Raw genomic sequence first — 12490 nt, 5'->3', positions numbered from 1 at the left:
CTAGGGTGAGGGCATGACCTTGCTCGCACACGATCGCTACTGCGACGAAATCGCCCTTCAGCTCGGCCGGTTGAGGACGTTGGTGACCTCGGGCGCCGATCTGTCGGCCACCGTGCCGACCTGCCCCGAGTGGACGCTGGAACGGCTTGTACGGCACCTGGGCGGCTCCCTTCGCTGGGTGGCCACGCTGGTGCGGCTTCGGGCCCGGGAGATGGTGCCGCGCGAGCAGGTGCCGCTCGGTGAGGGACCGGAGGCCGAGGGGGACGCGGCGGCCCTCGACGCCTGGCTCGCGGAGACGGGCGAGCTGGTCGTCGGGGCGCTGCGCGAGGCCGGTCCCGAGGCGAAGGTGTGGTCCTGGACCGGCATCGCCACGAGCGGGTTCTGGGCGCGCCGGATGACCCATGAGATCACCGTTCACCGCGCGGACGCCGCGCTCACCGTCGGGGCGCCCTACGAGGTCGCGCCCGAGGTCGCCGCCGACGCGGTGGACGAGTGGCTGCAGATCGTGGAGTGGGTGCGGCGCTCGGGGGCGCGCGAATGGGCCCAGGAGCTGCGCGGGCCCGGCCGGAGCATCCATCTGCACGCCACCGACGCCGACCCGGCGCTGAACGCCGAGTGGCTGATCGAGCTGGGCGAGGACGCCGTCAGCTGGCGGCGCGGCCATGAGAAGGCCACGGTCGCCCTGCGCGGCCCCCTCACCTCCGTGCTGCTCGCCTTCTACAACCGGCTGCCGCTGGACGCCGCCGGCCTGGAGGTAATCGGCGATCGTGAGCTGCTGGAGTCCTGGCTGAAGCAGGCCACCTTCGGCTGACGGACGACCACGGCCCGTCCCCTGGGGATAGGAGGACGGGCCGCGGTGGTGTACGGAAACCGGTGTAGCAAAAGGCGGGGCGTCAGCCGTTGCCGCGCGCTCCACGACGGCGCATGCCGAAGTAGACAGCGCCACCGCCGACGACGACCAGCGCGCCCGCGACGCCGGCGATCAGGCCGGTGTTGGAGTTGGCGCCGGTCTCGGCGAGGTTCGAGTCACCGGCCGCCGGGGACGGCGCGTTGCTCGGTGCGGCGCTCGCCGGAGCGGAGCTGGAGGCGGAGTCCGACGGAGTCGGGGTCGCCGACTCGGCCGGGGCGGACTTCGACGGCGACGGCTTCGGCGTCGAGGAGGCCGGCGGGGTCGGGGTCGGGGTGTCGGTCTTGCAGGCGGCGGACGGGGTCACCAGGTTCGGCGTGATGTCCTCGTCGACGATGTTGGCCGCCTTGACGTGAACGCGATAGGTCGCGGTCGGCTTCCAGTCCTCCGGGAAGGTGACCGGAGTACCCTCGGCCGAGCCCTTGACCTCCTGCTTGCCCACCTGCGTCTCGACACCGCCCTCGCCCTGGAGGAACACGGTGATGGTGGCGGAGGTTCGGGAGGCGTCGGTGTCGGTGACGACGATGACACCCTTTTCGCCGTCGCACTTGGCTTCGGCCTTGAAGTCACGGATGTTGCACGCGAACGCGGAGCTGGACAGACCCAGCACCACGGCTGCCGAGGCGGAGGCAACACCCAGGATGCGCACGGAACGGTGTGCGCTGCGGCGAGTTATGGACAACGTTTGTCCTTTACAGAGTGCATAACTGCGGGGGGCTGTAGGGGGGTTGAGGCGACGGATGAGGTGAGGCCCCAGCACCCCCAAGAGGCTCACAGGTCTATAAGCGCTCCATAAGCAGTGTCAACGCATATGCCATCAACGGCCGTTGGCTTTACCTTCTTATTAACCACCGAGACGTTTGATCGCGTCCGGAGCCTGCTCGATCCGGTCAACCAGGGCGATACGGGACTCCATCGGCCGGCCCTGGGCCAGCGACCTCAGCAGCGGCCAGGTCGGCAACTCCCTTGTCCAGTGCGCCTCGTCCACCAGTACCATCGGCGTCGGCTCGCCGCGCGACTCGTAGTAGTTCGGCGTCGCGTTGTCGAAGATCTCCTGGACGGTCCCGGCGGCGCCCGGCAGGAACACCACCCCGAAGGTGGAGCGGGCCAGCAGGCCGTCCTCGCGGGTGGCGTTGGCGAAGTACTTGGCGATGTGCGCGGCGAAGGCGTTGGGCGGCTCGTGGCCGTAGAACCAGGTGGGGATGCCCACCGAGGCGCCGCCGCCCGGCCAGCGCCCGCGGACCTCGAAGGCGGCGCGCGCCCAGTCGGTGACCGACGGCCGGAACGAGGGTGCCTTGGCGAGGAGTCGGAGCGCGTCGTCCAGCATCTCGTCCGCGAAGGGGGCGGCGTACGCGCCGAGGTTCGCCGCCTCCATCGCGCCGGGCCCGCCACCGGTGGCGACCGTGAACCCGGCGCGGGTGAGCTCACGGCCGAGCCGGGCGGCGCCGGCGTAGGCGGCCGTACCGCGCTCCATGGCGTGGCCGCCCATCACGCCCACCACCCGGGCGTCGGCGAGGAGTTCGTCGAGGGCGTCGGAGATCGCGTCGTCGTGGATCGAGCGGAGCATCGAGGCGAAGATGTCGCCGTCGGCCCTGGTCTGCTGGAACCAGGCGTACGCCATCGCGTCCGGGGTCGCCTCGTAGCCCTCGCCGAGCGAGTCGAAGAGTTCGTCGGGCGTGTAGACGAAACCGCGGTACGGGTCGAACGGCAGCCCCGGGACGGGCGGGAACACCAGGGCCCCGGAGGCGCGCACCCCGGCGGCCGCCTCGGCGTCCATGGGGCAGCCGAGGAAGACGGCGCCGGTCGTGTCCGTGGTGAGCAGCGCGTCCGTACGGCCTGTCAGATCGACGGCCTGGACGCGGTACCGGGCGAGTGTGCGGTGCTCGGCGACGACCTCGTCGAACTCGGCGAGGGACTCGATCTCGCGGTCGCGGGCGGCACGGTTCGGCTGGGCGGGTGTCGGATGCACCCGCCCATGCTACGCACGGGTGTTCGGGCGGGGAGGGGTCAGCCCTGGACCGCGGCCGGGTCCATCCACATGACCTCCCAGGTGTGGCCGTCGAGGTCGTCGAAGGCGCGGCCGTACATGAAGCCCTGGTCCTGGGTCTGGCCGCTCGCCGTGCCGCCCGCCGCGATCGCCCTGTCGACCAGTTCGTCGACCTTCTCCCGGCTCTCGGCGCTGAGACAGACGAGCACCTCGCTGGCCTTGGTGGAGTCGACGATCTCCTTCTTGGTGAACGTCGCGTAGTGCTGCTTGCCGAGCAGCATCGCGATGATCGTGTCACTGATCAAGACACAGGCGCAGTCGTCCGAGCTGAACTGCGGGTTGATGGTGTAGCCGAGCTCCGTGAAGAACTTCTTGGACGCCTCGACGTCGTCGGTGGCCAGGTTCACGAAGATCATCTGCTGGTACATGGAATCCCTCTCCCGGGGTGGTCCGTACTGGGGTCAGCGTGTTCGGTGGATAGACGGTCGGCCCCGGGAGAACTCATCGGTCGCCGCGGATCTTTTTTTCAGCGGTCCACGGGGAGGGCCGCCAGGGCGGCGACGACGAGGGTGAGCGGGCCGAACAACGCCAGCAGGGCCGCCGCGCGGAGGGCCGCGGCCGCGCGCAGCATCGAGGCCGGGGCGCCGAGCCGGAGCAGCGCGGCGGTCGTGTCGGCCCGGCACTGGCGGGTCTCCACGGCCGCGGTGAGCAGGGTCGCGACCGTGCAGCCGGTGACCAGCAGCGCGCCGAGGATGGTCAGGGGCCCGAACGCCGGTGCCGAGCCGGCGTACAGCGTGGTCATCGCGTAGCCGGCGGAGGCGACCGCGCAGACGACGCCCAGGGGGCGGCCGATGCGGGTGGCCTCCGCCATGAGGACCCGGCCGGCGAGGAGGCGGAGGGCGCCGGGGCGGGTGGACTGCAGGAGGAGGCCGCACAGGTGGGTCAGGCCGGGGGCGGCCAGGACGAGGCCCGTGGCGGTGAGGAGCCAGCCCAGGAGGACCGCCATGTTCGAGTGGTCGGCATAGGCCTGGGCCGCGAGACCGGTGGCCAGCAGGGTGATGCCCCACGGTAGGCCGATGGGGGCGCCGGGGGAGGGACCGGCCGGTCCGGCGACCGGGGCGGGCGGCTCGGGTTCGGTCTCGCCGCTCGGCTCTGCGAAGGTGCCGGCCGCCTCCGTCTCCGGCGCCTCCCCGGCGGCTCGACCCTCCGTGGCGCGCGGGGACTGCTCGCCCGCGTCGGCCTCGGCAGGGTCCTCGGCGGCACGGCTGTCCGTGGGCCTGCGGCCCCGGCGCGCCCCGAACCTCCCGTACGTCCCGAACGTCTCCCGTGCCCCCGAGGAGCTGTACGCCCCGAAGCGGCCGTATCCGCGCGGCACCCGGGCGCTGGGGCGGGGGTCCCTCGGGCGCAGGGCCACGGCCACCGTGACGGAGGCGAGGGCCGGGACCAGCGCCAGCAGCGTCAGTGCCGCCGGGACCGGCAGGTGTGCGCCGGCGGCCAGGAAGCCGGCCGCCGCGCCGTCGAAGGGCGTGCCGGTGAGGTCGCCACGCAGATGGAGGAAGGCCAGCAGGGCCAGCAGCGAGCCCAGGGTGCAGGACAGGGCCGTGGTCAGCGCGGAGATCGCCATCAGGCGGGCCGGACCGAGACCCACGGCGGACAGGCCGGGGCGCGGCCGGGTGCCGGGGTCGGTGCGGGCGACGGCGAGCGCGAAGTACACCGTGGCTGCGACCGGCACCACCGACCAGGCGAGTCGCAGCGCGGCGGCGTCCGCGTGCTCCGGGTGGCCCAGGGCGTAGCCGAGGCAGGCCAGCAGCAGGAAGCCGGTGCCGCCGGCCGCCGCGGCCACCAGAAGGCGGCGCAGCTGTACGGCGGGCCGGGCCGCACGGGTCAGACGGAGAGCGACCACGCGGCGCGGCCTTCCGTCTCGGGGCTGTCCGGCAGCTGCACGGTGCTCACGCGCCGGCCGTCCAGGAGGGCCACCGTGCGGTCGGCCAGGGCGGCGGTGTCGGGGTCGTGCGTGGCGAGGACGACGGTGATGCCGTGCGAGCGGGCGGCCGTGGTCAGGGTGCGCAGCACATGCGTGCGGTCGGCGCGGTGGAGCGGGGCCGTGGGCTCGTCGGCGAAGAGGACCGTGGGTGCCGGGACCAGCGCGCGGGCGATCGCGACGCGCTGGCGCTCGGCCTGCTGGAGCATGTGCGGACGGCTGCGGGCCCGGTCGCCCACGTCGAGCCGTTCCAGCCACTCCAGGGCCGCGACCTTGGCCCTGCGGCGGCTCGTGCCGCGCAGCATGAGCGGGAGCGCGGCGTTCTCCCAGACGTTCAGCTCGGGCACCAGCACCGGCGCCGGATCGATCCAGCCGAAGCGGCCCCGGCGCAGCCGTTCCCGGCCCATCGGGCCGAGGGTGTGCAGGGGCGAGCTGTTGAACCACACCTCGCCCTCGTGCACCGGCACCTGGCCGGACAGACAGCGCAGCAGCGTCGTCTTGCCGCTGCCGCGCGGGCCGGTGACGGCGAGGATCTCGCCCTCGCGCACACCGAGCGAGACCCCGGCGAGCCCGGGGGAGCCGTCGGGGTGCGTGAAGTGCAGGGAGCGTGCCCAGAGCACGTCGTTGTCCGGCGGGGCCTCCATGGGCGTACACCTCGGTTCTGATCCGTTTTCCCGCATCCGTTCCCCCGTCCGGGGGAACGAAGGCTGGGCCGATCGGTCACTGGAACGCTAGGCAGCCGCTCCCGGGAGGCCGGACAGCACACGGCCCCGGGCCGCCGTTCCCACTCGAACGGACGGCACCGGGGCCGTGACGATCATCCAGTCGGATGATCAGGGCGTCTGGGGGCTCAGAGCTTGGTCCACGCCTCCGTCAGCGTCGCGCGCAGGATCTGCTCGATCTCGTCGAAGGTCTCCTGGTTGGAGATCAGCGGCGGGGCGAGCTGGACGACCGGGTCGCCGCGGTCGTCGGCACGGCAGTACAGGCCGTTGTCGTACAGCGCCTTCGAGAGGAAGCCGTACAGGACGCGCTCGGTCTCCTCGTCGTTGAAGGACTCCTTGGTGTGCTTGTCCTTCACCAGCTCGATGCCGTAGAAGAAGCCGTTGCCGCGGACGTCGCCGACGATCGGCAGGTCGTGCAGCTTCTGCAGGGTCTGCAGGAAGGCGCCCTCGTTGTCCAGCACGTGCTGGTTGAGGTTCTCGCGCTCGAACAGGTCGAGGTTGGCGAGACCCACCGCGGCGGAGACCGGGTGGCCACCGAAGGTGTAGCCGTGCAGGAAGGTGTTGTCGCCCTTGTAGAACGGCTCGGCGAGCCTGTCGGAGATGATGCAGGCGCCGATCGGGGAGTAGCCCGAGGTCATGCCCTTGGCGCAGGTGATCATGTCCGGGACGTAGCCGAACTTGTCACACGCGAACATCGTGCCGAGGCGGCCGAAGGCGCAGATGACCTCGTCCGACACGAGCAGGACGTCGTACTGGTCGCAGATCTCGCGCACCCGCTGGAAGTAGCCGGGCGGCGGCGGGAAGCAGCCGCCGGCGTTCTGCACCGGCTCCAGGAACACCGCGGCGACGGTTTCCGGGCCCTCGAAGAGGATCTGCTGCTCGATCTGGTCGGCGGCCCAGCGGCCGAAGGCCTCCGGGTCGTCGCCGAAGATCGGGGCGCGGTAGATGTTGGTGTTCGGCACCTTGTGCGCGCCGGGGACGAGCGGCTCGAAGGGGGCCTTCAGGCCCGGCAGGCCGGTGATCGACAGGGCGCCCTGGGGAGTGCCGTGGTAGGCGACCGCGCGGGAGATGACCTTGTACTTGGTCGGCTTGCCGGTCAGCTTGAAGTACTGCTTGGCGAGCTTCCAGGCGGTCTCGACCGCCTCGCCGCCGCCCGTGGTGAAGAAGACCTTGTTCAGGTCGCCCGGCGCGTAGTCGGCGAGGCGCTCGGCCAGCTCGACGGCCTTCGGGTGGGCGTAGGACCACACCGGGAAGAAGGCCAGCTCCTGGGCCTGCTTGAAGGCGGTCTCGGCGAGCTCCGTGCGGCCGTGACCGGCCTGGACCACGAACAGACCGGCGAGACCGTCGAGGTAGCGCTTGCCCTTGTCGTCGTAGATGTAGGTGCCCTCACCCCGGACGATGGTCGGGACGGGGGAGTTCTCGTACGAGGACATGCGGGTGAAGTGCATCCACAGGTGGTCGTACGCGGTGCGGCTGAGGTCCTTCTGGGTCACGGTTATCGGGTTCCCCACATGTAGGTCTGCTTCTTCAGCTTCAGGTAGACGAAGCTTTCGGTGGAGCGCACCCCGGGCAGCGCCCGGATGCGTTTGTTGATGACGTCCAGCAGGTGGTCGTCGTCCTCGCAGACGATCTCGGCGAGGATGTCGAACGAGCCCGCGGTCATCACCACGTACTCGACTTCCGACATGCCGGTCAGCGCGTCCGCGATCGACTCGACATCGCCCTCGACGTTGATCCCGACCATCGCCTGCCGGCGGAAGCCCACGGTGAGCGGGTCCGTGACGGCGACGATCTGCATCACGCCCTGGTCCAGCAGCTTCTGGACGCGCTGGCGCACGGCCGCCTCCGACAGGCCGACGGCCTTGCCGATCGCGGCGTACGGCCGGCGGCCGTCCTCCTGCAGCTGCTGAATGATGGCGAGGGAGACGGCGTCCAGCTGGGGGCTGTTGCCGTTCCTGGACTCGCGGGTGGAGTCCCTCTGGTCTGCGCTTCGACTGGCCACGACCTCACTGTGCACGACGTCTCGACAGTTTCGCAACCCTCGAGCGATGAAATTCGTTGTTTGAGACTCACACTCTTGCGGATTTCGCAGAAGTGGTCGCCGTGGGGGTGTTGAAAACGTGGCTGCGCCGATTAGGGTGGGGTGTCTCAGTGACTGGACAGCCGGAAGGGCTGGACAACGCTGGACAGCTCGAACCCTCGAACCTGATCAGGAGGCCGGCAGTGAGCACCGAGCTGCGTCGTCTGCGCAACTACATCGACGGTGAGTTCCGGGACGCCGCCGACGGACGGACCACCGAGGTGGTCAACCCCGCGACGGGCGAGGCGTACGCGACCGCGCCGCTGTCCGGGCAGGCGGACGTGGACGCCGCCATGGAGGCCGCCGCCCGCGCCTTCCCCGCCTGGCGCGACACCACCCCGGCCGAGCGGCAGAAGGCGCTCCTGAAGATCGCGGACGCCTTCGAGGAGCGCGCCGAGGAGCTGATCGCGGCCGAGGTGGAGAACACGGGCAAGCCGACCGGGCTGACCCGCTCCGAGGAGATCCCGCCGATGGTCGACCAGATCCGCTTCTTCGCGGGTGCGGCGCGGCTGCTGGAGGGCCGCTCGGCCGGCGAGTACATGGAGGGGATGACGTCGATCATCCGCCGTGAGCCGGTCGGCGTCTGCGCGCAGGTCGCGCCCTGGAACTACCCGATGATGATGGCCGTGTGGAAGTTCGCCCCGGCGATCGCCGCGGGCAACACGGTCGTCCTGAAGCCCTCGGACACGACCCCCGCCTCCACGGTCCTGATCGCCGACATCATCGGCTCGATCCTGCCCAAGGGCGTCTTCAACGTCATCTGCGGCGACCGGGACACCGGCCGTCTGATGGTCGAGCACGACACCCCGGCGATGGCCTCCATCACCGGTTCGGTGCGCGCCGGCATGTCCGTCGCGGAGTCCGCCTCCAAGGACCTCAAGCGGGTCCACCTGGAGCTCGGCGGCAAGGCCCCGGTCGTCGTCTTCGAGGACACCGACATCGCCAAGGCCGTCGAGGACATCTCCGTGGCGGGCTTCTTCAACGCCGGGCAGGACTGCACGGCCGCGACCCGCGTCCTCGTCCAGGAGTCCATCCACGACGAGTTCGTGGCCGCGCTCGCCAAGGCCGCGTCCGAGACGAAGACCGGTCAGCCGGACGACGAGGACGTCCTCTTCGGTCCGCTGAACAACCCGAACCAGCTCAAGCAGGTCTCCGGCTTCATCGACCGCCTCCCGGCCCACGCCAAGGTCGAGGCGGGCGGCCAGCAGGTCGGCGACAAGGGCTACTTCTACGCCCCGACCGTCGTCTCCGGCCTGAAGCAGGACGACGAGATCATCCAGAACGAGGTCTTCGGCCCGGTCATCACCGTCCAGTCCTTCTCCGACGAGGACCAGGCCGTCGCGTGGGCCAACGGCGTCGAGTACGCCCTCGCCTCCTCGGTGTGGACCAAGGACCACGCGCGGGCGATGCGGATGTCCAAGAAGCTGGACTTCGGCTGCGTGTGGATCAACACGCACATTCCGCTGGTCGCGGAGATGCCGCACGGTGGCTTCAAGAAGTCCGGGTACGGCAAGGACCTGTCGGCGTACGGGTTCGAGGACTACACGCGGATCAAGCACGTGATGACGTCCCTCGGCGAGTAAGCACCGGGAACGCCAGGCGCGGCCCCGGACGGGTTCACCTCGCCGTCCGGGGCCGCGCCCGTTCCCTCGGGGCCGTGAGCAGCCGGCGAGGCTCCGACTGGCCGCGCGGAAGCGGGAGTTCGCGACCGGAGGACGAGGCCTGACCGACCTGACGGCGGGCTGACCGTGGCCGATCGACAGGGTGTCGGACAGCCGACGGCATGCTCGACGCAGCGTCGATTGTCGCTTCGCCCGGCGGAAAGGCATCCTTCCGGGGTGTCCCAGACTCCTTCTCGCACCCCCGTGATGTCCCGCCGCTCGCTCCTGCGCGCCCTCGGCGGCTCCGCCGCGCTCGGCGCTCTGGCCGGCTGCGGGGTGCCCGCCGCCTATGTCGCGCCCGGCGACCGTGCCGTGGCCGACGAGTCCGCCGCGGACAAGAAGCTGACCTGGGCGAACTGGCCGCTGTACATCGACACCGATGACAGGAACCCCAACCGGCGCCCCACGCTGGAGGCGTTCGGGGAGCGCACCGGGATCCGGGTGGACTACGTCGAGGAGATCAACGACAACGACGAGTTCTTCGGCAAGATCAGTCCCGCGCTGATGAACCACCAGTCGACCGGCCGCGACCTCATCGTCATCAGTGACTGGATGTGCGCCCGGTTCGTCCGCCTCGGCTGGGTGCAGGCGATGGACCGCGCCCGTCAGCCGAACGTGGCCAAGTACCTTGACCCGCTGCTCCGTTCACCCGCCTTCGACAAGGGCCGCCGGTTCACCGTGCCCTGGCAGTCGGGCATCACCGGCATCGCCTACAACCGAAAGAAGCTGGGCCGCGAGATCCGGCACGTCAAGGATCTCTGGGCGCGCGACCTCAAGGGCCGCGTGACCCTTCTGTCCGGCCTGGACGAGTCCTTCGCGCTGCTGATGCAGGGCAACGGCGTGGACATCACCCGGTGGACGGCGGACGACTTCCACAAGGTCTGCGACGAGGTGGAGCGCGAGGTCCACGGCGGCCAGATCCGCCGCTTCACCGGCAACGACTACACCAAGGACCTGGTCAGCGGGGACGTACTGGCCTGCCAGGCCTACTCCGGCGACGTCATCCAGCTCCAGGCGGACAATCCCGACATCCGCTTCGTCGTGCCCGAGGAGGGCGCCGAGCTGTGGTCGGACTCCTTGATGATCCCCAACCGCGCGAGCCACAAGGCCAACGCCGAGCGCCTGATCGATTACTACTACGACCCCGAGGTCGCCGCGAAGCTCGCCGCCTGGGTCAACTACGTCTGCCCGGTCCCGGCCGCCAAGGAGGTTCTGGCGTCCGCGAAGGACAAGGACACCGCGGCCCTCGCCGACAACCCGCTCATCTTCCCCGACTCCGGCATGCGGGAACGCCTCGCGATCGCGCGGGACATCACGTCCACGGAGCGGGTGGAGTTCGCGAAGCGGTGGAACAAGATCGTGGGACTTTAGCCATCCGGGCCTCGCTGCAATTCGACGCGGGAAACCGCCCAATTTTAGTGCGCGGACTGGGCTGTTTCGGGTGGAAGGCGGAATTCTCGAACGTCCAGGCCGCCGGCGGTGTCCCGGCCGAGCGGAATGATGATCCTGAAACGGGCCGGTCACATGATCTGCCGGACGGGCTCTGGGGTTGAGCGCTCGCGGCGTGCGCACGCAAAACGCTGCTGGAGAGGATGAACGAGTGATCGGGGGGCGCGACACGGGCCGCTGGAAGAAGGTCCATTCCCTGCGCATGTACGTTGAGTGATCTACCCGTTGTGACGGGTAATTCGGTCCTGCACTGCAGACGCACGGAGGGCAAGATTTCATGCGCATGCTCCAAAAGGTTGTGATCGCCGCCGCGGCGGTCGGTGGTCTGCTCGCTCTCGGCTCGGGAAGCGCCTATGCCGCCGGCTACGGCGACTCCCACTGCGGAGGGAGTCAGCCGTGCTTCGCCGTCGGCTTGTTGGACGGCAGCACCCCGCAAGCGCAGCAACCGGTGGGAAAGAAGAGAGAGGCGCAGAAGCGGGCGTCGAAGGTTGTGAAGAAGACGACCGTGCGGCGGGAGAACGCGCAGTCGGGGAGCACACTCGGCGCCGTCAGCCTGCTGGACGGGCTCCTGGAGCTGCCGCGCCAGCTGGTCGGGACAACCTCCGACGGCACCACCCAGAACAACCAGGCAAACAACGTCACCGGCGGCAATAACCAGAACAACCAGGCAATCGGTGACGCCGGCGGCACCAACCAGAACAACCAGGCAAACGGGCCCACGTTCGCTGTCGGCTTGTTCGCGCCGGCCATCCAGCAGTCGAACGTGCAGCAGAAGTAGGCCGCGCCGGGCGGCTGACAACGCCGACCCTGCCGATCGGCTTCCGCCACGCGAACCCGCCACGGTCCTGTGGCGGGTTCCGTCGGTTTCGGGGGGATCCGAATCGGCCCGGCCCTGCCCCTGCGTACGGGGCATCGCGCGCGAGCACGGCACTGACGTGGGGCGACGCCGTGGGACTGAACCATGACAGCCGACTGCGGGAGGTGCTCGTCGGCGGAGGTCGCCGGCGCTGTCACGCCGGCGTCACGCGACGGTGATGCCCGGCGCTCCACGATGACGGGGAGAGGCAAGCGCAGACCTGCCAGGGGAGAGGCAAGCGCAAACCCGCTATTCGCAGGCAAGGAAGCCAGCATAAGGAAGCCACCATGACGAAAAACATCCGGCACCGCATACCTCGCCTGATAGGCGCGTCCAGTCTGGCCGCGGCGCTCGCACTCGGTGCAGGCGTGGGCACCGCCACAGCAGCGCATCAGGAGGTGGCAAAGCCTCAAGCAATCAGTGACGACGGCGGTAATCAGAACAACCAGGCTTCCGGCGACAACGGCGGTAATCAGAACAACCAGGCGTCCGGCGACAACGGCGGTAACCAGAACAACCAGGCGTCGGGGAACAACGGCGGCAACCAGAACAACCAGGCGTCGGGGAACAACGGCGGTAACCAGAACAACCAGGCGTCGGGGAACACCGGGGGCAACCAGAACAACCAGGCGTCGGGGAACAACGGGGGCAACCAGAACAACCAGGCGTCGGGGAACACCGGCGGTAACCAGAACAACCAGGCGTCGGGGAACACCGGCGGTAACCAGAACAACCAGGCGTCGGGGAACACCGGGGGCAACCAGAACAACCAGGCGTCGGGGAACACCGGCGGTAACCAGAACAACCAGGCGTCGGGGAACACCGGCGGTAACCAGAACAACCAGGC

General features: G+C 69.8%; 12 protein-coding genes. 5 read left to right on the top strand and 7 right to left on the bottom strand.

Annotation, left to right across the window (positions count from 1 at the left end; all coding sequences use genetic code 11):
* Window positions 1-13 precede the first annotated feature (13 nt).
* Window positions 14-811 carry a maleylpyruvate isomerase family mycothiol-dependent enzyme gene (locus AB0L59_RS16975; protein WP_365583826.1) on the top strand — a complete coding sequence of 266 codons (798 nt, stop codon included), beginning with the start codon at window positions 14-16 and terminating at the stop codon, window positions 809-811.
* A gap of 82 nt (window positions 812-893) precedes the next feature.
* Here AB0L59_RS16975 and AB0L59_RS16970 read toward each other — a convergent pair whose 3' ends face one another.
* The 7 genes from AB0L59_RS16970 to AB0L59_RS16940 all read right to left on the bottom strand — a co-directional run bounded on the left by AB0L59_RS16970 (window position 894) and on the right by AB0L59_RS16940 (window position 7614).
* A complete protein-coding gene (locus tag AB0L59_RS16970; RefSeq protein WP_365583823.1) occupies window positions 894-1589 on the bottom strand; it encodes an LAETG motif-containing sortase-dependent surface protein in 696 nt (231 codons plus the stop codon).
* Window positions 1590-1751: 162 nt separating this feature from the next.
* Complete coding sequence (locus AB0L59_RS16965) at window positions 1752-2876, bottom strand: Rossmann fold nucleotide-binding protein (RefSeq protein WP_365583820.1); 1125 nt, start codon at window positions 2874-2876, stop codon at window positions 1752-1754.
* A 38-nt stretch (window positions 2877-2914) separates the two neighbouring features.
* Entirely contained in the window at window positions 2915-3322 is a 408-nt protein-coding gene (locus tag AB0L59_RS16960; protein WP_365583818.1) for a VOC family protein, read from the bottom strand.
* 98 nt (window positions 3323-3420) lie between these two features.
* Complete coding sequence (locus tag AB0L59_RS16955) at window positions 3421-4797, bottom strand: hypothetical protein (RefSeq protein ID WP_365583815.1); 1377 nt, start codon at window positions 4795-4797, stop codon at window positions 3421-3423.
* Complete coding sequence (locus AB0L59_RS16950; protein WP_365583812.1) at window positions 4779-5519, bottom strand: ATP-binding cassette domain-containing protein; 741 nt, start codon at window positions 5517-5519, stop codon at window positions 4779-4781. Before AB0L59_RS16950 ends, AB0L59_RS16955 begins: the two co-directional genes overlap by 19 nt.
* Window positions 5520-5725: 206 nt before the next feature.
* Window positions 5726-7108 carry an aspartate aminotransferase family protein gene (locus AB0L59_RS16945; RefSeq protein ID WP_365583809.1) on the bottom strand — a complete coding sequence of 461 codons (1383 nt, stop codon included), beginning with the start codon at window positions 7106-7108 and terminating at the stop codon, window positions 5726-5728.
* On the bottom strand, window positions 7093-7614 hold the full coding sequence (locus tag AB0L59_RS16940; protein ID WP_365583806.1) for an Lrp/AsnC family transcriptional regulator: 522 nt from the start codon (window positions 7612-7614) through the stop codon (window positions 7093-7095). The genes AB0L59_RS16945 and AB0L59_RS16940 overlap by 16 nt, the downstream gene beginning before the upstream one ends.
* Window positions 7615-7820: 206 nt before the next feature.
* On the opposite strand from AB0L59_RS16940, the gene AB0L59_RS16935 reads away from it, so the two are divergent.
* The 4 genes from AB0L59_RS16935 to AB0L59_RS16920 all read left to right on the top strand — a co-directional run.
* The gene (locus AB0L59_RS16935; RefSeq protein WP_365583804.1) at window positions 7821-9260 is read left to right on the top strand and encodes a gamma-aminobutyraldehyde dehydrogenase; all 1440 of its coding nucleotides are present in this window, start codon (window positions 7821-7823) and stop codon (window positions 9258-9260) included.
* Between the two features lie 285 nt (window positions 9261-9545).
* The gene (locus AB0L59_RS16930) at window positions 9546-10709 is read left to right on the top strand and encodes an extracellular solute-binding protein (protein ID WP_365584363.1); all 1164 of its coding nucleotides are present in this window, start codon (window positions 9546-9548) and stop codon (window positions 10707-10709) included.
* A gap of 355 nt (window positions 10710-11064) precedes the next feature.
* Window positions 11065-11565: a hypothetical protein gene (locus tag AB0L59_RS16925; protein ID WP_365583801.1), complete on the top strand. Its 501-nt coding sequence runs from the start codon at window positions 11065-11067 to the stop codon at window positions 11563-11565.
* Window positions 11566-11930: 365 nt separating this feature from the next.
* A partial coding sequence (locus tag AB0L59_RS16920; protein WP_365583798.1) for a hypothetical protein occupies window positions 11931-12490 on the top strand: 560 nt, incomplete at its 3' end.

This window comes from Streptomyces sp. NPDC052109 (assembly GCF_040680195.1).
Taxonomy (GTDB): Bacteria; Actinomycetota; Actinomycetes; order Streptomycetales; family Streptomycetaceae; genus Streptomyces.
This window is presented reverse-complemented; position numbering and strand designations above follow the sequence as displayed.

Excerpts from the sequence above, each read along its gene's own strand:
- AB0L59_RS16950 (WP_365583812.1), bottom strand. The coding sequence starts at position 5,519 with ATGGAGGCCCCGCCGGACAACGACGTGCTCTGGGCACGCTCCCTGCAC.
- AB0L59_RS16930 (WP_365584363.1), top strand. The coding sequence starts at position 9,546 with ATGTCCCGCCGCTCGCTCCTGCGCGCCCTCGGCGGCTCCGCCGCGCTC.
- AB0L59_RS16960 (WP_365583818.1), bottom strand. The coding sequence starts at position 3,322 with ATGTACCAGCAGATGATCTTCGTGAACCTGGCCACCGACGACGTCGAG.
- AB0L59_RS16975 (WP_365583826.1), top strand. The coding sequence starts at position 14 with ATGACCTTGCTCGCACACGATCGCTACTGCGACGAAATCGCCCTTCAG.
- AB0L59_RS16925 (WP_365583801.1), top strand. The coding sequence starts at position 11,065 with ATGCGCATGCTCCAAAAGGTTGTGATCGCCGCCGCGGCGGTCGGTGGT.